At 35.8% G+C, this 17,147-nt stretch carries 27 protein-coding genes; 18 read left to right on the top strand and 9 right to left on the bottom strand.

From position 1 onward, the window contains the following. Positions 1 to 80 precede the first annotated feature (80 nt). The 7 genes from AC3ANV_RS27765 (at position 81) to AC3ANV_RS27735 (ending at position 3,908) form a co-directional block, all read left to right on the top strand. Entirely contained in the window at positions 81 to 233 is a 153-nt protein-coding gene (locus AC3ANV_RS27765) for a hypothetical protein (RefSeq protein WP_488314370.1), read from the top strand. Between the two features lie 131 nt (positions 234 to 364). Beyond that, positions 365 to 1,033, top strand: coding sequence for a hypothetical protein (locus tag AC3ANV_RS27760; RefSeq protein ID WP_488314369.1), 669 nt, complete (start codon positions 365 to 367; stop codon positions 1,031 to 1,033). Positions 1,034 to 1,058: 25 nt separating this feature from the next. Further along, a complete protein-coding gene (locus AC3ANV_RS27755) occupies positions 1,059 to 1,715 on the top strand; it encodes a hypothetical protein (protein WP_488314368.1) in 657 nt (218 codons plus the stop codon). Between the two features lie 334 nt (positions 1,716 to 2,049). Further along, the gene (locus AC3ANV_RS27750) at positions 2,050 to 2,640 is read left to right on the top strand and encodes a recombinase family protein (RefSeq protein ID WP_488314367.1); all 591 of its coding nucleotides are present in this window, start codon (positions 2,050 to 2,052) and stop codon (positions 2,638 to 2,640) included. Next, positions 2,624 to 2,911 (top strand): hypothetical protein, encoded by a 288-nt coding sequence (locus tag AC3ANV_RS27745; protein WP_488314366.1) that lies wholly within the window; start codon positions 2,624 to 2,626, stop codon positions 2,909 to 2,911. Before AC3ANV_RS27750 ends, AC3ANV_RS27745 begins: the two co-directional genes overlap by 17 nt. Then, on the top strand, positions 2,886 to 3,185 hold the full coding sequence (locus AC3ANV_RS27740; protein ID WP_488314365.1) for a hypothetical protein: 300 nt from the start codon (positions 2,886 to 2,888) through the stop codon (positions 3,183 to 3,185). The genes AC3ANV_RS27745 and AC3ANV_RS27740 overlap by 26 nt, the downstream gene beginning before the upstream one ends. Before the next feature lie 36 nt (positions 3,186 to 3,221). Next, the gene (locus AC3ANV_RS27735; RefSeq protein WP_488314447.1) at positions 3,222 to 3,908 is read left to right on the top strand and encodes a hypothetical protein; all 687 of its coding nucleotides are present in this window, start codon (positions 3,222 to 3,224) and stop codon (positions 3,906 to 3,908) included. 19 nt (positions 3,909 to 3,927) lie between these two features. Here AC3ANV_RS27735 and AC3ANV_RS27730 read toward each other — a convergent pair whose 3' ends face one another. From AC3ANV_RS27730 to AC3ANV_RS27720, 3 genes are all read right to left on the bottom strand, one after another. Further along, positions 3,928 to 6,105 (bottom strand): type IV secretory system conjugative DNA transfer family protein, encoded by a 2,178-nt coding sequence (locus AC3ANV_RS27730; RefSeq protein ID WP_488314446.1) that lies wholly within the window; start codon positions 6,103 to 6,105, stop codon positions 3,928 to 3,930. Continuing rightward, positions 6,102 to 6,536, bottom strand: coding sequence for a hypothetical protein (locus AC3ANV_RS27725; RefSeq protein WP_488314445.1), 435 nt, complete (start codon positions 6,534 to 6,536; stop codon positions 6,102 to 6,104). Before AC3ANV_RS27725 ends, AC3ANV_RS27730 begins: the two co-directional genes overlap by 4 nt. A gap of 165 nt (positions 6,537 to 6,701) precedes the next feature. Continuing rightward, entirely contained in the window at positions 6,702 to 6,905 is a 204-nt protein-coding gene (locus tag AC3ANV_RS27720; protein ID WP_488314444.1) for a hypothetical protein, read from the bottom strand. Between the two features lie 263 nt (positions 6,906 to 7,168). Here AC3ANV_RS27720 and AC3ANV_RS27715 point away from each other — a divergent pair, with 263 nt between their 5' ends. The 11 genes from AC3ANV_RS27715 to AC3ANV_RS27665 all read left to right on the top strand — a co-directional run bounded on the left by AC3ANV_RS27715 (position 7,169) and on the right by AC3ANV_RS27665 (position 12,666). After that, positions 7,169 to 7,639, top strand: a complete 471-nt coding sequence (locus AC3ANV_RS27715; protein WP_488314443.1) for a hypothetical protein — start codon at positions 7,169 to 7,171, stop codon at positions 7,637 to 7,639. Positions 7,640 to 7,868: 229 nt separating this feature from the next. Beyond that, complete coding sequence (locus AC3ANV_RS27710) at positions 7,869 to 8,072, top strand: hypothetical protein (RefSeq protein WP_488314442.1); 204 nt, start codon at positions 7,869 to 7,871, stop codon at positions 8,070 to 8,072. A 74-nt stretch (positions 8,073 to 8,146) separates the two neighbouring features. Then, the gene (locus AC3ANV_RS27705; protein ID WP_488314441.1) at positions 8,147 to 8,692 is read left to right on the top strand and encodes a hypothetical protein; all 546 of its coding nucleotides are present in this window, start codon (positions 8,147 to 8,149) and stop codon (positions 8,690 to 8,692) included. Positions 8,693 to 8,762: 70 nt separating this feature from the next. Further along, positions 8,763 to 10,034: a DNA cytosine methyltransferase gene (locus AC3ANV_RS27700; RefSeq protein ID WP_488314440.1), complete on the top strand. Its 1,272-nt coding sequence runs from the start codon at positions 8,763 to 8,765 to the stop codon at positions 10,032 to 10,034. 163 nt (positions 10,035 to 10,197) lie between these two features. Then, on the top strand, positions 10,198 to 10,398 hold the full coding sequence (locus AC3ANV_RS27695) for a hypothetical protein (RefSeq protein ID WP_488314439.1): 201 nt from the start codon (positions 10,198 to 10,200) through the stop codon (positions 10,396 to 10,398). 154 nt (positions 10,399 to 10,552) lie between these two features. After that, positions 10,553 to 10,774: a hypothetical protein gene (locus AC3ANV_RS27690; RefSeq protein WP_488314438.1), complete on the top strand. Its 222-nt coding sequence runs from the start codon at positions 10,553 to 10,555 to the stop codon at positions 10,772 to 10,774. A 129-nt stretch (positions 10,775 to 10,903) separates the two neighbouring features. Further along, positions 10,904 to 11,089: a hypothetical protein gene (locus tag AC3ANV_RS27685; protein ID WP_488314437.1), complete on the top strand. Its 186-nt coding sequence runs from the start codon at positions 10,904 to 10,906 to the stop codon at positions 11,087 to 11,089. Positions 11,090 to 11,101: 12 nt separating this feature from the next. Next, entirely contained in the window at positions 11,102 to 11,395 is a 294-nt protein-coding gene (locus tag AC3ANV_RS27680) for a MazG nucleotide pyrophosphohydrolase domain-containing protein (protein ID WP_488314436.1), read from the top strand. Between the two features lie 19 nt (positions 11,396 to 11,414). Continuing rightward, on the top strand, positions 11,415 to 11,582 hold the full coding sequence (locus AC3ANV_RS27675; RefSeq protein WP_488314435.1) for a hypothetical protein: 168 nt from the start codon (positions 11,415 to 11,417) through the stop codon (positions 11,580 to 11,582). 71 nt (positions 11,583 to 11,653) lie between these two features. Further along, the gene (locus tag AC3ANV_RS27670) at positions 11,654 to 12,190 is read left to right on the top strand and encodes a hypothetical protein (RefSeq protein WP_488314434.1); all 537 of its coding nucleotides are present in this window, start codon (positions 11,654 to 11,656) and stop codon (positions 12,188 to 12,190) included. A 101-nt stretch (positions 12,191 to 12,291) separates the two neighbouring features. Beyond that, the gene (locus tag AC3ANV_RS27665; RefSeq protein ID WP_488314433.1) at positions 12,292 to 12,666 is read left to right on the top strand and encodes a helix-turn-helix domain-containing protein; all 375 of its coding nucleotides are present in this window, start codon (positions 12,292 to 12,294) and stop codon (positions 12,664 to 12,666) included. Between the two features lie 94 nt (positions 12,667 to 12,760). On the opposite strand, the gene AC3ANV_RS27660 is transcribed toward AC3ANV_RS27665, so the two are convergent. Genes AC3ANV_RS27660 through AC3ANV_RS27635 form a run of 6 tightly spaced genes read right to left on the bottom strand, consistent with a single transcriptional unit; the run spans position 12,761 to position 17,144 of the window. Beyond that, positions 12,761 to 13,057 (bottom strand): hypothetical protein, encoded by a 297-nt coding sequence (locus AC3ANV_RS27660; RefSeq protein ID WP_488314432.1) that lies wholly within the window; start codon positions 13,055 to 13,057, stop codon positions 12,761 to 12,763. Then, the gene (locus AC3ANV_RS27655; protein ID WP_488314431.1) at positions 13,039 to 13,443 is read right to left on the bottom strand and encodes a nuclear transport factor 2 family protein; all 405 of its coding nucleotides are present in this window, start codon (positions 13,441 to 13,443) and stop codon (positions 13,039 to 13,041) included. The genes AC3ANV_RS27660 and AC3ANV_RS27655 overlap by 19 nt, the downstream gene beginning before the upstream one ends. A 12-nt stretch (positions 13,444 to 13,455) precedes the next feature. Then, positions 13,456 to 14,304 carry a conjugal transfer protein TrbL family protein gene (locus AC3ANV_RS27650; RefSeq protein WP_488314430.1) on the bottom strand — a complete coding sequence of 283 codons (849 nt, stop codon included), beginning with the start codon at positions 14,302 to 14,304 and terminating at the stop codon, positions 13,456 to 13,458. Between the two features lie 57 nt (positions 14,305 to 14,361). After that, complete coding sequence (locus tag AC3ANV_RS27645) at positions 14,362 to 16,260, bottom strand: VirD4-like conjugal transfer protein, CD1115 family (protein WP_488314429.1); 1,899 nt, start codon at positions 16,258 to 16,260, stop codon at positions 14,362 to 14,364. Next, entirely contained in the window at positions 16,247 to 16,477 is a 231-nt protein-coding gene (locus AC3ANV_RS27640; RefSeq protein ID WP_488314428.1) for a hypothetical protein, read from the bottom strand. The genes AC3ANV_RS27645 and AC3ANV_RS27640 overlap by 14 nt, the downstream gene beginning before the upstream one ends. A 1-nt stretch (position 16,478) precedes the next feature. Next, positions 16,479 to 17,144, bottom strand: coding sequence for a relaxase/mobilization nuclease domain-containing protein (locus AC3ANV_RS27635; protein WP_488314427.1), 666 nt, complete (start codon positions 17,142 to 17,144; stop codon positions 16,479 to 16,481). Positions 17,145 to 17,147: the final 3 nt, after the last annotated feature.

The raw sequence follows: 17,147 nt of genomic DNA, 5'->3' as shown, positions 1-17,147 counted from the left end.
TTTAATTGACTGTAATAATCCAGATTCATTACATCAGCACGGATCCTAAAGTTAAATTGTTGACACGAGGGGAAGTCCGATTGGGTAAAAAGAAACCTGAACAAGTGGCCTTTGAATGGTGGAAAGAAATTAAAAGAGAATCTTGGGTTAATTTAGAGCTACAAAAGGTTATTTGCGAAGGTGAAGATATTACACAGCTGGTGAAAGAATTGGAAAAAGCTCCTCTCGATTGAGAGGGGCTTATTTTTTTTGATTTTTCTTTCATATTTTTTATTGTTGACTAAAAGTGAACAATATGTGATTGTAATTACGGACAGATAGGATACAAATACATATAGAAATTCATAAAAGGGAGAGGAATAAGTTGTTATTATTTACAGAGAGAAAAGCATTAGAAGTTATGTTCTCTAACTTAGAAGAAGAAAAAAAGCAAAAGCGTAGTGAATACAGAAATGACATAGCTGCAATTGAAAATAGGCAAATGAGTATTTTGGACAGATTGCAACGATTAGACAATTTGGAGAGGGAAGCGGTAGACTCGGAAGGCTTATTACATGAGTTTTCAAGAATCACAAGAGAATTAGGTCAACTTATCCCACAAGTACCAGCAAAAGATGTAATCGAAAGAGCTGCGGAAAAAATAGCTAATGATCCAGTGGCGAGGGAACAAATAAATGTTGAACCTGAAAAGGACATAATGAGAGAAAATATTCAGCAAGCTGCTAAAATGCAGTTGTTACATAGCAAGCCAAAACCTAAACCAGCTTCAAAACCTCAAAAGTCAAAAACTATTTCGACAGATGATGGAGTAAAAATAGTCACGGCTATATTAAAAGATAATAACGGTCACTTAACAGCTACTGAATTAGCTAAGAAGTTTGAAGATAAAACAGGCAAAAAGTACGCTAATCCCCATTCTAAATTTAAAGACCTAGTTGAAAATAGTGGTGGGAAAATAGTTAAGCGTGGACAATTTTACACTTTACATGAAGAACAGAAGGAAAATAAGGAAGAAAGCTCGAATGTATTATAAAAATATATAAGTTAGGTTATAAAAAATGAAAAAAATATTAATAACAACATTGGTTATAGAAGTAATTATTTTTGCTATTGTTTTAATCGCAATAATTAATGAATTCAATCCACTTTATAGGTTTTTCTCAAGCCCTTTATGGAGTTCGTTAGGTGTTATCGTTACTGGTTCAGGTGTTTACTTTGGAGCTAGACTTGGTTTAAAAAGTGCTTTTGAATTAGAAAAGAATAAAGCAGCAGATGAAGCTGAAGTAAAGTTCAAAGCGTTTATGAGAGAAGTTTATTATAATTCAGAAACGTTTGAACAAGCTTATAAGTTTCTAGAACTTGTAAGTCCGAAATCATTTTCTCCACTATCTTTCAATACCGTTAAAATAGGTATTAGTCATATAAAACGAGGTGCTTGGGAAGAGTTTTTAAAGGTTAATACTTCTGACCGATTTAATTCTGGACAATTTAAACTTGATTTAATTGTTATTTGTGTTGACTATGAAATTGCTGTAAATAAGGCTGTTAGAGATATTGAAATGAAGATTGCTGAATATGAAAGGGTAAATAGAGATGGTATAGCTAGTGGTTATACAATACAGAATTTCACAAAAGTTAAGGGAGATATTGAAAAAAATATTAAAGATGCGTTGAAAATGAAAGAAAAACTACTAAAACAAGATTTACCATATTGAGTTGAAAAACATGGGAATCAAACCGGGCGGTTAACACCGAAACATCCTTCGGGGTGTTTTTTTGTTTCGTGAAACAGTAAAAAGAAGTAAATGAAAGAAAAAAGATGATGCGTAGACGCATTTACACCTATAACCATACACGAAAAGAATTTTAATTTTGCGTATGACCTCGCTAGCAACATCCATTTGTTCCAAGAGGGTACACGTTTTGAAACAAAAAATCTTTGCTTGATTTTATTGAGTTTGGAGTGTCCCAAATAAATGTTTCAAAATGTTCTTTAAAATATTGCTGTTTTATAGTATATTGGATTAAAATGAACACGGGGGAAGCAAAATGATTTATGGTTATGCAAGGGTATCTTCGAAAGACCAAAATTTGGATGCTCAAATTGAACAATTAAAAAGATATGGTGTAGAAAAAATCATCTCCGAAAAAATTACAGGAGTCGCAAAACAAAAACCTCAGCTGGATGAACTTCTTGGAAATTTGAAAGATGGAGACACTTTAGTTGTTGCGAGGATGGACAGATTAGGAAGAAGTACTATGCAACTTTTAAAATTAGTTGAGGAATTAAATTCAAGAAATATTCATTTTGTAATTTTGTCTCCAAATATTGACACAAGAGACGAAATTTGGGGTAAACTTTTCTTGACGATTATGAGTGCTGTTGCTGAAATGGAAAGAAGTTTGATTAAAGAAAAACAGCGGAATGGAATTGCGGTTGCAAAAGAGAAGGGGAAGTACTTGGGTAGACCCAAGAAATTCACTTCTAAACACGCTGGATTAAAACATGCTTTGGAGCTTTATCATTCTCAGAATTATACTGTTAAACAGATTACGGAAATTACTTCAGTTTCTAGATCTGCTTTATACAGAGCTTTGAAGGAAGAAGAAAGGGAGATGGCCCATGTTCACAAACTTTGATGAATTGGAATTAGAAAGTGTAATGAGGGTACTTGATAAGCAAATTGATCGTTTGATAGCTATTAAAGGTTTTTTAAATAAAATTTTAGAAATTGTTCCTTATAAAGAGAAATATACAAATGATTTGTTAAATAAAGAGTATTTGGAAGTTAGCATAAAACTTAAAGTTTTAATAAGTGTTCAGGACAATATTCAAAAGATAATAGATAAAGAAGAAGAAAATAACAAAAAGGAGGAATTTAAAAATGGCAGTAGACGATCATGCAATTAATAGTTTGAGAACATGGTTTGAAATTGAATATGAGAAATTAAAAACAGAATGGAAAAGTGGACAGTACAAAAACCTTTCTGATTGCCCATCTTTTAAAGTAACCTATACGTATAGAGAGGCTTTAAACGTTCTAATTAAAGGTCCTCAATATATTGATGAAACACAGTTAAAGAAAATGATAGATGAGGAATTAGAAGCTGAAAACTTTTGGAAAGAAAAATCTGAGAAAGATTTTTATAAAGCTTCTGATGGTCATTCCATTATAAAGGATTAATCATAAATAGAAAAAAGTAAAGCGGGGGAATGTGTGATGTTAAAGTATTCAAAGGTTTTAGTAGCTGGGTTGTTGGTTGGCGGATTATTAGCAGGATGCAGTAGTAGTAATTCAAACCAAGCTTCAACAAAAACAGAGGAGAAACCAAAGCCAGCGGAACAGAAGCCGTTGAAACAGGAACAACCTAAGAAAGATGCAAGCGGAAGAGTTGAATTATTACAAGTTGGACAAAAAGCTTCTAATTCAGGCGGTACAGCGGAATTAATGAAAATTAAACAAGTGAACCAAACAGTTAACATTGCACCTTTGGTAGTAACAGTTAAAGATGTGAAAGTCATTAAAATGTCAGATGTAAATGCAGAATTTGCAAATCAATTAGCTGCTATGGCTGGTGAAAGTGCAGAAGTATTGAAAAATGGATTCTCATACATTCAGGTTCAATATTCTGCGGAAAATACATCTGATGGAAACGTGGATTGGTATCATCTGATGAATGTGGTTACAGATAAAGGTGAACAAATTGACGGTCAATTGAAAAACTTTATTCCTAATGATTCAGAAATTGATTCTAAGTTTTTAGGTAAAGTAAAAAAAGATTATCAAGATGGTTTTATTTTGAAAAATGCGGATATTGGTAAAGTGAAATTAGTATTCGGAAACACAATGAACGCAGATACTTATCAAGATATAACTGGTAAACAAACAGTTGAATATAGTTTTTAATAAGAAAAAGATGGTGTGATTATGCACCATCTTTTTTTATTTTAACTTTACTTGGTGGTAAAGCCATTTGACAGATAAACGGTTTTTGAATTTGGTTACCAGCTCTTAGAACATTGATTGTATGGTGAAGCTTTAGTTTTAATCCATCCTCAATAGTATAAGGGGCGATTTCTTCAGCTAAATCTTTAAAGGTTTTTTTACTGCTGTTATAAATGGTGAAATGAGGTCCAGCTGCTTTAATGATTTCTGATAAGTCTTTCGGTATTTGCTCCCAGGAATGAAAGAGCCAAACATAACCTAAACGCCATTTACGGCTTTCAACGGTTGCAGACTTCCAGATTTTTGCGCTTTTTAGAAATTGATGTGGTTCATCAAGTAATACAAAGAAAGGATGCTGTTTTTCTTCGCTTCTTAATGTCATTGCGAGGTCTATTTTGCTGGTAAGTAGATTTACGATTAGATCAACTATTTCGGGTCCTAAATCACTTTTAGGAACGTTTATGATAATTGCTTTCTTTTGCTCCATTAAATCGACTAAATTAATACTATTATCTGATTCCATGCACTCAGATAAATATTCATCCCCCAATATAATATCAAGCCTGTTATAAATTGGTGATAATATTTGAGCTTGTCGCTTGTCGCTTTCTTTGCAAAATGATTCTAGCGTTATTTTATGGATGCCTTCTTTCATCAATGAAATGACCTTGTTTCTATATTCTTTATCTTCAAATATCCTAATGATTTCGCTAAGTTTCCCGGTCTGCATAGCCATAACAGCAGCCCTTATATACCGAGAAGTTTGAGCTCCAGCTTCCTCATTAGAAGAACTGAAAAATTCTAAGATGGTATTAGCGAGACGGTTTTTAGCTTTTGGACTTCGCTCAACCTCAACCCAATCCAAGGAGAATGGCTGTTGTCCTAGTTGAATTTTAATAATTTTATCGCTTGGTAATCCGTGAGAAACTTCTTCATAAATTTCGCCTTTTGCTGGGTCAATCGCTAATGCTCCAAAGCCATTACGGACAGCTTCAACAACAAAGTTTGAAGCATATCCTTTTGTTTTGCCACTTCCCATTCCTCCTATGACTATCCTTGGAAGGCACAAAATATCGTGGTTTGTAATGGATTGATATACTTTCATTGTTTTCTTTTTTACCTGTACATCGCCTAAGTAAAGACCTCCAGAGGTAAGGGTTTTATCAACCTCAATTTCTAAATTATCTATGTTAGGGATTTTGTATTTTTCTTGGAGTTCTCCAGAAGGGAGGACACATAATCGACTGATTTCAGGAATACTAAGATAGTCTTTGTTAACAAAGCTACCTATTTTTCTTTTGGTCATTTTATCCCAGCTCTTAGATGCATTAGTGATATTAGATGTTAAATGATTTTCACCGTCTAACTCTCTAAAAGACATGGTAACTATACGCATTAAAGCCGTTGCTCGTTTAGGTGGAGCAACAATTCCGATTCTGATATTTGTTGAATAAGCATCGGCTTTTGTTTTGTTTAAGGTTGCGGAACTTAATTTTCCATCTTTCAGGATTGTTGCTCTTTCATTGCCGTTAATATCTATTTTCTCCAATGGCTTACCAGTTATAAGCTCAGTCGTTATATCTGCTATACCAAGGGCTGTGTAAGCTGCTATTTTTATTGTGGTATTAGCAATTGCTTTTTTATTGAAGTGCCATTTATGGGGCATTTCCCCTTTTTTGAAACGCTCATAGGCTTCGGAAGCACCGACATACCAATCTTTTTCGGCAGGAGTGGCGATTGTTTGAATGTAAATTTTTTCGCCTTTTTCTAATGATTTTATTGTTTCCAAAATGCTTGGTAATGCTCCAACTTTGCGTTTATCGACTTTTAAAGAGAACATATAGTGATTATTTAAGGTTAAGGTTGATGTTAAGGTAGGGCTTTGAGTGAATGGATCCTCTATTTCTTCGAATGCGGATTTGGGCCATGTGGTTTCAAGAGATTTTTTTGCTATGCTTTCCATGTCATTAGGTACAGTTAAAACAAATTGAGTGTTTCCAAGCTCTAATATCGTTTCAAAGCTCATAAAGGATACTGGATTAAATCCTTTTCCGTTCCATCTTTCCAATGGACTTGTATATATGCATAAAGTTTGTGCTAAATGTTCAATATTATTATTGTCGAGTCTACTGTCAGGAGTTATTTTAAAGTGAATCATTTCCCCATTGCTTTCCCGATTTCTACGAGGATTGCCATTATTGCCGGGGCGAATTGCATTCCGATGTATCCGATTGCTGCCCACTTGATCATGCTCAATCCCTTTTGACGATTTCCTGTCATCATCACGAGAAAGCCTGCGCTTAAAAAGATGAAACACACTGGAAAACTCAAGCCTTGAAGTATTTGAACAATTGGGTCGAAGGCATGAATTATCTTGTCGGTTATACTTAATCCCAGAACTGGCATAGGCATAGCCATAGCTGGTACTGCTACTGAAGTTGTTGGTGGTACTTGGTTTAATAAACCGACTGATAACCCGACTAGAAAAGCATTTCCTAGCGTGTTTTTTATGAACTTTTTCTTTGTCGGGCTTACTTCTAAAAAATCCTTAATTCCTCCAACAGTTTCAACTTTAGGTGATAAAAACATGATGTATAACCTCCTTGGTTTTGGGTAATCTAAGCCTAAAGACTAAAAGAAAAGAGGGTTTTTTGTCATGACAACGATTATAGGATGGGGTTTGGTCGTAACAGGAGCAGCTGGCATTGTTGTAAAAGTTCTAACTAATATGGGAATCATTCCAGTAATTCATGGTTAATCCAATTTAAAATTAATCCCTCCACTTTGTTTTATGGGCTGTTGATTAGACAGCTCTTTTTTTCGTTGAACATCTTCAAGGATTAACTTTTTAATGTACTTGCTGAAATTTTTTCTTCCTATATGCTTGAGCATAATTTGGTCAGCTTCTTTTGTGATGTTAAAGTGTACGCTTTTTACTTTGGCATTTCCTCTAGCCATAGGCTCCCCTCCTTACATGTTAATTACTATGAGTACTATGCTTCTTTATATTCTGAGTCCAAATAAAAAAATAAGCCCTCCCCTGCTATTAGGGAGGGCAAAACGCTATGAGCACGCTTGCTAAAGCGAATCTTTGCTCTTAGCGTATTCTGAGGGGCAACGAAAAATGCAAGTACTAAGGGGGAAGGGAAAAAGAAATTTTAGTATTAAGGTTAAGGGTTATTTAATATCAATCTTAATATTAAGGTTAAGGAGCGGTTAATATGAAAAGAGGGCAAGTTATTACATTCCGTTTACTTTCGGACACCCCTGAACATATCCTGAAATATTTAATGAAGCTAAAGGAATCGGATAAAAGAGACTTTTCAAGTAAAGTAGCGGAGCTGGTTTTTCTAGGGATTATTAATAAAAGAGAGCAGGATACAATCAGTATTCCCATGAGCCAGAAATTGACGAAGGAACAAAGAGATTGGTTAAAGCATGAACAGACGGAAGCCTTGCTTGGAAACATGATTTATCAGCTATTTTCCGAGCCAACTCGTTTAACTTCAATAGAAGTATCTGAGCCAAAAATTGAGGTTCAAATTTCGTCCCAGGTTAAAGAAGAAATAGACGATGACTTAAACGATTTTAAATGGGATTTTTCTAGAGAATATCAATCAGCGGAAAATGAAGGAGAAGCGGAGGAAGAAGATGATCTGCTTGGCGGATTCCTTTCAAGTATGAACAAATAGACGCAAAAAAACACTGGGACTCTTTAACCCAGTGTTTTTTTATGCCCTGCTCCTAGAGAAGAAATCTTAGCCCGAGAAATATTATAACACAGGTTTTTATTGTTTGTGCATTTTTAGAAAACTTTTTTATTTAAAATGTTCACTTTTAGTGTACAAAAGAAGTGTAAAATGTTAGGATTAAGTTAATAAGAAATACAAAATATTCAGAAAATGAAAGGGAGAATGAAAAATGAAAAACTTGGTTAGTAAAACTGTTGGATCCATTTTAGAAATTGATATGCTTCTTGAAAAAGAATTGAATGAAGAAGTTGTAAGCGGTAAAGAAATTGAAAAAGGTACTTACGTTTTCAAAACAGAAACTGGAAGAAGAATTGAAGTAACAACTGAAGAAACTTTATATGAAATAAAAATCATCCAAGTTTACGAAGATTGATATAAGGAGGGGGTTAACCCCTTCCTTAACATTAATATTAAGGTTAATAAAAACATTAAAAGGGGAGTTGTAATATGAACACATTCGAAATTTATAGCAAAGCGGTTGAAGGGTACAGTAACGGTTTCAAGTACGATGAATTTAAAAAGGGTGAAACGGTTTACTACTGGCATAAGAAAGCCCCGGCTTCTGAACCTGAATTTGTTAGCGGTAAAGTATTAAAAATTGTAAAAGAGAAAAACGCAGCTGGAAAGGATTGCATCCGACAAGTACACGTTTCATTATTTGGAAACGAAAACGGTATTAGGTCATTCGGAACGGTTGCCCAAATTAAGCATCACATTTTCAAAAAAGACATAGTGGAAGTTGCAGATCCTGAGCCTGAGAAAAAAGAAGATGAAGTAAAGGAAGCGATAGACGCTCCAGTGGTTGAAGAAGTGAACGTTGATATTAAGGTTAATGTTAAGGTTGAAAAAATGTTTGTAGAAAAAGCTATGAGCGCAAAGAATCCTACAGTTAAGAAGTACATAGCTGAGGGTTGGGAATTTGTCGGTAAAACATGGAATGGTGAAAAGAATATGTACATTGCGGAATTGCAAAGAACGGCTGGAGAGGAATAATCCTCTCTGGCCTTTGGGGGCAGGAAGTTAAGATTAACATTAAGGTAAATATTAATATGGAGGTATTATCATGCAACAATTGGATTTGTTTAGAGAAATTGTAGTGGACAATTTTGCAGGGGGCGGTGGAGCTTCTACAGGAATTGAAATGGCTACAGGGTTATCGGTTGATATTGCTATCAATCATGACCCCTCGGCTATTGCCATGCATAAAGCAAACCATCCGGATACGGAGCATTATTGTGAATCTGTTTGGGATGTAGATCCAGTAGCAGCGGTTAAGGGGAGGAAAGTCGGGCTTGCTTGGTTTTCACCCGACTGCAAGCATTTCAGTAAAGCGAAGGGCGGAAAGCCAGTTGAAAAGAAAGTTCGAGGATTAGCTTGGATTGCGGTTAGGTGGGCAATTGCTGTTAAACCTAGAGTCATAATGTTAGAGAATGTAGAGGAATTCAAAACATGGGGACCATTAACCGAAGATGGTTTCCCTGATGAATCTAAAAAGGGAAGGACCTTTAAATCATTTGTAAAAGCATTAGAAGCCCTTGGTTATGAAGTGGAATTTAAAGAGTTAAGAGCTTGCGATTATGGAGCTCCTACTATAAGAAAACGATTCTTCATGATTGCAAGATGTGACGGTAAACCGATTGTCTGGCCTAAGCCGACTCATGGAGATCCAAAAAGTTTAGAAGTTCAGGCAGGAAAATTAAAGCCTTGGCACACTTCCTCAGAAATTATTGATTGGGATATTGGTACACCATCAATTTTTAACCGAAAAAAGCCTTTATCAGACAACACTATGCGGAGGATATTCAAAGGGGTAAACAAATTTATCATAGAGCAAGAGCCTTATGTTGCTCCAGCTTCCTCAATGGTAACTTCTTTCCTTTCAAGTTATTACACAGAGACAACAGAAAATGAAGTAAGAGGATTATCGCTCAGAGAGCCACTTCATACGATTACTGCTGGAGGGAATCGATTCGCTTTAGTATCTGCCTTTCTTACGAAATATTATGGTTCGGATATAGGGCAAAGCCTTCATGATCCACTGCACACGGTCACGACAAAGGATAGGTTTGGTCTTGTCACTATAAAGGGGCATGATTATAAAATTACTGATATTGGTATGAGGATGTTGCAACCTCATGAACTGTTTGCAGCTCAAGGGTTTCCGTCAAATTACATTATTGATAAGGACTTCACAGGTAAGTCTTATCCGAAAAAAGAGCAAGTAGCGAGAGTTGGCAATTCTGTTCCTCCTCCTTTTGCGGAGGTCTTGGTAAAAGCTAATTTACCTGAAATGTGTTCTGAAGAAAGTCGTTATAAGACAGCAGTTGGGCATTAAATTCAGGGCATAATCGCCCTGTTATTTTTTACTCAAATAGTTTACTGAAAGTGAACAAAATTATGTACTTTTTCCACTTTTAGAGTTATAATTATATATATAAAGTTCACCAACAGTGAAAGTCAGGTTCTGCGAAAGCCTGAGAAAAGGAGGGAAATCACCAATGGCATATGTCACTTATTTTCCATCTAATAACTGTCGTATTGTTGAGCTTTACAAGGATTTTTCCAGTAATCAATTCCAGATCAACTTGAATAACAGAAAAGTAGCTGTAGCCTTTAAAGAACTTGCTTTTGAATGGCTTAAAGCACTTGTTAAGCCTGAATATCACAAAGCTATTGAACAGTTGTATAAGGAGATGTAGCAAGGAATGTTATTACCAGCCTATTCCATGTTTGTGGAGTATATCTGCGACACATGTAATGTCAAAGAATTAGATGTTGAGATTATTCCCAAACACAAATGCCCTAAATGCGGAAAATTATTCGAAGTAAATGAAGCGGTGGGGGAGGATACCGATGAACGTTGAACAGATTCTTAACATTATCGATGACGCTGTTTTTATGCAAGAATGGCACCTTCAGGAGATTGAAAAGGATATTGAATATTGGAAAGAAGCTTCTCCATCTGGAATTAAAAACAACAGGCTTGAAGTATGGGAAAGAAGAAAAGAAATTTGTTTAGCAAAGCGTGACCAGTGCCTGAAGCTTTGCAAAATGATAAACGAAATAAGGGCATAGGAGGGAATTAAAAATGAATCTGGTTTCTTGTAGTAAGTGTGGAGATGTGGTACCAGCAAATAAATCATGTTTAATCGAACATAAAAGGGTTTGCCATTCATGTAAATCAAAGAAAAGGAGTGGAAGAAAATGAGTGTTTTCCAAGTTAGCTATTTTGCCGATGGGTTACACAGTTTATCAATTGTAGCTGCAGAAAACAAAATTCAGGCTGGAAAGTTAGTTAATAAGGGCGGAGATTTTGAACTATACGATGTTAGAGAAATCAATTTAAGCCATGAAAACATCATTCATACAGAAGTTATAGACAACATTTAGGAGGATTATCAATTGATTATTAACGCATTTTGTAAAGAAGCTTTTGAAATAGCAAAATCTAAAGGTTGGCATGATGAACCAAGAGAGATGGGAACTGTTTTAGCACTCATTCATAGTGAGGTTAGCGAAGCTCTAGAAGCGGACCGAAAAGGTGATACTGAAAACTTTATTGAAGAATTGGCAGATGTTTGTATCCGTGTTTTTGATTTATGCGGTTCAATGAATTTGAATTTGGAGCAAGCGATCATTGATAAGATGCAGAGAAATAAATCCCGGTCTTATAAACATGGAGGGAAAAAATACTGACCAAAAAGGGGAAGTTAAAATGCCGAGAGTAACTACCTGGTTTATGACAGAAGAAGAACGGCTTGCATATATCGAAAAGTATCCAATTAAAAAGTCGAAAAAGCCACAAAGAAAAAACTTCGAAAATATTCATACTGATTATAAATGGAGAAGCGATAAAGCGAATACAGCTCGAAAAGCAAAATAAATGGGGGAAAGGGCGATTCGTGGTCGCCCTTTTTCCAACTCACAATTCTTCTAGGGAAAGGGAGTTAATAAATGAATAATAACACTTGTAGTTATTGCGGTTCAAGCCTTGGAGTAAGCCCAACAACTAAAATAGATAAGATTTATTGTGGTTTTTGTGAGATGTTTGTAAAACCCTCCGTCAACGGAGAAAGATTGGAACAATTCAAAAAACCTGAATTTATCGGGTATGACCAAGTTAGAATGAATACACCAGCACTCATGGAAATGCATACAAAGTCTTTGCTGGAGCTTCTACGGTTCATGAGGGAGGAAAGGCGAGGATACTTCAACACAATGAGGATTTTAAAGCAGGGAGCAAGTCAAAATCCTGAATTTAAAGCAGGAGAGAGCATATCTTCTGAAGAATATGAAATGATGACTAAAAAATGCTTTGTTGTTGAGAATATCATTCGTGATAGGATGGGGTATATACCGAAAAAAATTACGGATAATTTGATTATGGCTTATACTGAACGGTGTAATGACCCTTACAATGATAGGCCCATGAATATAAAAAGACCAGATCCTGAGCCAGAGCATTCCAAAAGCGAGGGAATTACAAGGTAATGCGGTAAGGAGGATTTAACTTGGAACATAATCAATGGTTGATTGATAATTTTGGGCAATGTGATTGTGAAGATTGTAAAGAAGATAGAGGCGAATTGTAAATGGATTTCGAATTAGACAGATCTTCAAATAATATTGGAAAAAGAATTAGAGAAATTAGACAGGAAAAGAAATTATCAATGAGGGAATTGGGCGAAAAATTAGGGGTTTCCCATGCTCACATTTCAAAATTGGAAAGTGGGATCAATAGCCCTTCAGTGGATTTCTTAGAAAAGATAGCCCATTACTTTAATATAGATGTTTCTTTTTTCTTTTCGAAAGAAGAATTGAAGTCGGACAAATGGAATTTATTAAAAGAAAAGCTTCTTAATGCTAAAGAAACAGCAAAAGCGGATAATGATTTAAATCAACTCAGAACATTAGAATGGGTATTTGGAGAAATGACCAAATTAGAGCAAAAAAAAGCAACCGATTAAAAGTCGGCTGCTTTTTATTTTGCCTTTTTAGGTTTTTTCTTTGCTGCTTGCTTTTCTTTTTTCTTTTGTTCAGCTTTAACAAATAGCATAAAATCTAGGAATGACATTTTGATTTCCCCTCCCTTATTTTTGTTTTAATTAATTTTATGTTTAGATCATCAAGTAAGTACGTTTTTACTTGGCGGTTCCCGGTGTAGATTCCTGATACACTGATACAGAAATTTCTACTAAGAAGCTTGTTAAGTTCTTTAACTTTCTCTTTGACTTCATAAAGCGCAAGCCCTTGGTCCTTATCGCTTTCTATAAATAAATAAGTAATATGTTTATTTATCTCGTTATCGAAATCAATGTAATGCAAGATACAGAGAATTTTTATTTTGCGATTTTCCATTTTCCATCTTCCTTCGTTAAATAGTAGGTCTGTCTTTCTTTCCTGTTATTCATATACGTTATATTAGCGTCTACGGTGGCACTTTTTTCTGATATTTTTTCAGTTGATTTGATTGGAACCACTGTTTTGTATTTCCCCTTATAATCAATAACGAAATTACCATAGCTTCCATAGTGCCAAAATGCTCCATTTTCAAATCCTTTTAAGATGTCTTTGGATACATATTCCTTAGTTTCTTCAATTTTACCAGCCTTTGCTTTTTCGTGAAAAGCTTGTATCGTTTCAGAGGGCGAAAGAGCTGGGTTACTAAATCCAAATACAAAAATTGAAATAATTGCTAGGGCTGTAATTAAAACAGCCCCAGGAATCACAATAGTCTTTTTCATGGTTTTTCCTCCTTATTTTCCAGCCACTTTTGAAGCAGCGTATTTGTAAATTGCCATTTTTCCCATTCCTCCAGCCATTCCAACTGCCATTTTTCCAGAACCAGTACTATATAGGAATTGTCGTAGATACCGTGGTCCTTTCAGAATAATGATCATTAAGCCGATGGCTAACATGTAATCAGAAAGTTTTTGTCCTCCTGTAAGGTTATTGAGTACCAACCACAGTAAAGCGACTTGGAAAGCTTGTGAGAATACTACGCTGATTGCTTCCCTCCACCAAACAGTCCAAATATCAAAGTTTTCTGTTACGATGCTTTGAGCTGCTATCGGTGAAGTGACAAGCAAAACCATGAATTCTCCAAGTCTTTGGATATATTGCATCCCAAGAAGAACAAATAGTATAACGATAGCAAAGTCCATTAGGACAATTGCAAGGCTGGCGGTACCGGGAATAGTAGCGAATGTTTCTAGAGTTTTTGTATCTAATCCTTTGTCTAGAAAAAATTGAACAATTGCGTTGTTTAATCTAAGGAGGACTTCTTTTAATAGCCAAGGTGCGGAAGCTGAAAGAATGAAAGAAAGGATGGTTTTAAAAACTACTTCAGAAATACTACGGCTCTGGACTCCTGCTAAATGGTTGAACATGATTCCAAGAAGTGACCATGCGACAAAGACGATACACAAGGATGTGGATAGAGAGAAAACAAACTCATAAAGGGTATCTATCTTTGGATATTTTGATAAATCTGTTGGTGAAAGCATGAACGCTGAGAGCCAATCAAAGGCCATATTCGCAAAATCATGAACCAATTCAGCAATCATATCTTTGAGCCATTCTATCGGTGATTTAAAAACATTCATTTTGGTATTACCTCCTATTTTAGCATGTATTTTCTGAAGATTGTATATCAGATTATATTAAAGTTGGAAATCATTCATTAAATCATCAAGAGTTTGCTCTTTTTCGCTTTCTGGTTTGGATAATTCCTCTAAAATTTCTCCTGTTTCAGTGTCAATTTTGGTTAAATCAATTTTTGCTTTATTAGGGACAAAAAGAATCTCGTCAAATTCAATTGGCTTTTTCTCTTGCTCCAATCCTTCAGGAGAAAATATTTTGAAATCCCCTCGATCTGGAACAGGATAATCTTCTCTGGAAACTTCTTTGCCGAGCATATTCTTGAATTCTTTAATTTTATTGAACCATGCTTTTTTAACTTTCATTGGATACTGGCCTGATATAAAGAGCAGTTCATAATTAAATCCAAGCTTCATTACTTCCTGTTCAGTGATAAGGTCCCGACCTGTATATTGAACTGATTCGCTTTTGGTGGATGACTTATTTCCTTTAGAGCTGGAATTGTTCTTAATGCGAATTGTTGTTTTTCCAGCAAGTCTGCTGAAATATTTAGCTGTTTCAGGTTCATTCGCCTTCAGGAGAAGCCGAACATCACAGTTATTAATGATTTCTTTAGCTAAATCCTTTCCATAGCGGTTTTCTAGCTGGCTGGTATCCTGAAGGATGATTGTAACTTCGATTCCCAGGCTTCGAGTGGTTGAAAGTCTTTCCTCGAAATTCGGTATTTTACCGATGTTTGCGAATTCATCCAGCTCCAGAAGTACGCCTTTAGGAAGTTCACCATAATTATTGTCTGCCAAGCGGTAAAGCTCTGAAAACATTTGAGAAAAGAATGTAGTGATTAGCGGTCTAAATTCGTTATCAGCAATTGGCATAATAACATAGATAATCATTTTCTTTTTCCCTATGTCCTCAAATAGAAAGTCATTAGCAGCGGTGAATTGAACTACATCATCATATTGCCAAGGATTCAAGGTTTGCATGAGTGTGATAAATACATCACCAAGGGTTTTGTCTTGAAGCTTCGAGACTGCCGTTTGATAAGACCTTCTGACAACATGATTTTCAGGAAATGCCATGAATAGTTTTTCCATCTTCTCTTTTGGTACCTGAGCAAGCGTCATTACGCTTCCCATGTGCTGTTCTTCTTTAGGAAGGGCATGTTTAACGAAAAGGATTAAAGCCTGTAGAACGGAAGCCTGAGCTTGATTCCAGAAGTCTTTTTTAACTTTCGTTCCTTCTCCAGCATTGTTGACCATCGTATCAGCAATTTTGAAAGCGTCAGAATCCCTTCGGATATAGTCAAATAGGTTGTAGCGGTCTGATTTATCCCGGTTCTTAAAATTGACTAGATGGACTTCATAGCCCTGTTCACGCTTAATCTGAGAAGTTTTTTCGTAAAGTTCACCTTTGGGGTCAATAACGACAATGCTTTTTCTCTTGTTCTTCAGGATATTTGGAATGATAATGGATCTCGTTTTCCCAGCTCCAGAAGCACCAACAACGCAAATATTCCGATTCAAGTAACTGTCTGTATGCTGAATGATTGGTTTTTTCTTGTGCATTCCTAGAATGGTTCCTTCTTTTCTCATATCGGAAGTGATGTTTGCAGGGTCGAATATTTCATTGTCTTTTGCCCATCGAGCGGTTCCATAAGCTCCGTAATCTGAAGCATCATCGTATTTCTCTTTTTTCTCGAAAAGCACTTTTCCAGCAAGATACAGTGTTCCACCGATTAGGAACGGCTGAATTTGAGCGAATAAATCATTTGAAAGGGTATTGGCTATATTCGCTATTGGATGGCTTAAATTGTACTGTAGTGACTGCCAGAACTGGTCAAAGTGATAATTCTTGAAAAGGTCAAAATCCTTTGTAACAGCTAAGGCTGAGTATTCGGATAGTAAGCCTACAACACCAGCAGTAATGCCAGAACGTTTTAACTTATCTTTAGTAATCTCCATTTTTAAATTCCCCCTTTCTGAAACGTTCGTTATCTTCTTTTAGATCTTCAATAAACCATAAGAAACAATCTAAACAAGTAATGTCAAAAGGGAAAGAACCACCTGTCATATCTCCAACTTTTATAGGCACTGGCATTTCAAATAGGATATCTTTTTCCTTTCCACACCATTCACATTCAGTTGCTTGTTCTATTTTATTAAATGCATCTTTAGTCATCTTATCTCGTCCTCTCCTTGTTTTGAGCTTTCTTACGAGCAAGCTCTCGTTCCCATTCTTCCTGTTCTAGATCCTTTTTGATTTTGTATACCAGATTATCGAGCAGGGAAGTATCAATGTGTAAATTTGGCTCTTTTTCGTGCTGATAAGAAAGCTCTCTGGGTGGTGGGTCAAAGGGTCTGAATAGTTCTTTCGTTTTCTGGAATTGTTCGCGAAAAAACTTCCTATCTTCATTTGTTATTTTGAGTCTATGTTCAACTCCGTCTCTGTCAGTGTAAGCGGCTCGAATAGCAACATGACAATGAGGGTGGTCAGGATTGCGGTGTTCTGCAGCTACCCATTCCAAGCGGTACCCAGTTTTGATTTCCCACTCCTTCATGACATGGCGAATCATTTTTTGATAATCGCCCGGTTGAAATCCTGAACTGTTCCACTCTTCACCAGACATTGAGAATAGTACAGTATGGATGGTTGGAACGTCTGGATGTTTAAATCGTTTAGCTTTAAGAGACTCAATAAATTTTTCTGCGTCTGCATTATCTGTGTGTTCTGAGAAAAGGCCCAAGGATTCTGATTTATCCTCTCTTTCTCTAAAGCCAATGTAACGAACATGGGCAGCTGCATCTTCAAATGATTTAAGATATTTGTGAGAAGCATACGCGCCCATTAG

Source organism: Neobacillus sp. DFD-2R, assembly GCF_057747865.1.
The sequence above is the reverse complement of the archived record's forward strand: the minus strand, read 5'-3'. Positions and strand labels throughout refer to the sequence as shown.

Coding starts and splice junctions, on each gene's coding strand:
- AC3ANV_RS27745 (WP_488314366.1), top strand. CDS start 2,624: ATGTTCACAAACTTTGATGAATTGGAATTAGAAAGTGTAATGAGGGTA.
- AC3ANV_RS27755 (WP_488314368.1), top strand. CDS start 1,059: ATGAAAAAAATATTAATAACAACATTGGTTATAGAAGTAATTATTTTT.
- AC3ANV_RS27735 (WP_488314447.1), top strand. CDS start 3,222: ATGTTAAAGTATTCAAAGGTTTTAGTAGCTGGGTTGTTGGTTGGCGGA.
- AC3ANV_RS27650 (WP_488314430.1), bottom strand. CDS start 14,304: ATGAATGTTTTTAAATCACCGATAGAATGGCTCAAAGATATGATTGCT.
- AC3ANV_RS27635 (WP_488314427.1), bottom strand. CDS start 17,144: ATGGGCGCGTATGCTTCTCACAAATATCTTAAATCATTTGAAGATGCA.
- AC3ANV_RS27660 (WP_488314432.1), bottom strand. CDS start 13,057: ATGGAAAATCGCAAAATAAAAATTCTCTGTATCTTGCATTACATTGAT.
- AC3ANV_RS27720 (WP_488314444.1), bottom strand. CDS start 6,905: ATGGCTAGAGGAAATGCCAAAGTAAAAAGCGTACACTTTAACATCACA.
- AC3ANV_RS27685 (WP_488314437.1), top strand. CDS start 10,904: ATGAGTGTTTTCCAAGTTAGCTATTTTGCCGATGGGTTACACAGTTTA.
- AC3ANV_RS27715 (WP_488314443.1), top strand. CDS start 7,169: ATGAAAAGAGGGCAAGTTATTACATTCCGTTTACTTTCGGACACCCCT.
- AC3ANV_RS27665 (WP_488314433.1), top strand. CDS start 12,292: ATGGATTTCGAATTAGACAGATCTTCAAATAATATTGGAAAAAGAATT.
- AC3ANV_RS27690 (WP_488314438.1), top strand. CDS start 10,553: ATGAACGTTGAACAGATTCTTAACATTATCGATGACGCTGTTTTTATG.
- AC3ANV_RS27705 (WP_488314441.1), top strand. CDS start 8,147: ATGAACACATTCGAAATTTATAGCAAAGCGGTTGAAGGGTACAGTAAC.
- AC3ANV_RS27640 (WP_488314428.1), bottom strand. CDS start 16,477: ATGACTAAAGATGCATTTAATAAAATAGAACAAGCAACTGAATGTGAA.
- AC3ANV_RS27725 (WP_488314445.1), bottom strand. CDS start 6,536: ATGTTTTTATCACCTAAAGTTGAAACTGTTGGAGGAATTAAGGATTTT.
- AC3ANV_RS27645 (WP_488314429.1), bottom strand. CDS start 16,260: ATGGAGATTACTAAAGATAAGTTAAAACGTTCTGGCATTACTGCTGGT.
- AC3ANV_RS27655 (WP_488314431.1), bottom strand. CDS start 13,443: ATGAAAAAGACTATTGTGATTCCTGGGGCTGTTTTAATTACAGCCCTA.
- AC3ANV_RS27695 (WP_488314439.1), top strand. CDS start 10,198: ATGGCATATGTCACTTATTTTCCATCTAATAACTGTCGTATTGTTGAG.
- AC3ANV_RS27750 (WP_488314367.1), top strand. CDS start 2,050: ATGATTTATGGTTATGCAAGGGTATCTTCGAAAGACCAAAATTTGGAT.
- AC3ANV_RS27740 (WP_488314365.1), top strand. CDS start 2,886: ATGGCAGTAGACGATCATGCAATTAATAGTTTGAGAACATGGTTTGAA.
- AC3ANV_RS27730 (WP_488314446.1), bottom strand. CDS start 6,105: ATGATTCACTTTAAAATAACTCCTGACAGTAGACTCGACAATAATAAT.
- AC3ANV_RS27710 (WP_488314442.1), top strand. CDS start 7,869: ATGAAAAACTTGGTTAGTAAAACTGTTGGATCCATTTTAGAAATTGAT.
- AC3ANV_RS27675 (WP_488314435.1), top strand. CDS start 11,415: ATGCCGAGAGTAACTACCTGGTTTATGACAGAAGAAGAACGGCTTGCA.
- AC3ANV_RS27700 (WP_488314440.1), top strand. CDS start 8,763: ATGCAACAATTGGATTTGTTTAGAGAAATTGTAGTGGACAATTTTGCA.
- AC3ANV_RS27670 (WP_488314434.1), top strand. CDS start 11,654: ATGAATAATAACACTTGTAGTTATTGCGGTTCAAGCCTTGGAGTAAGC.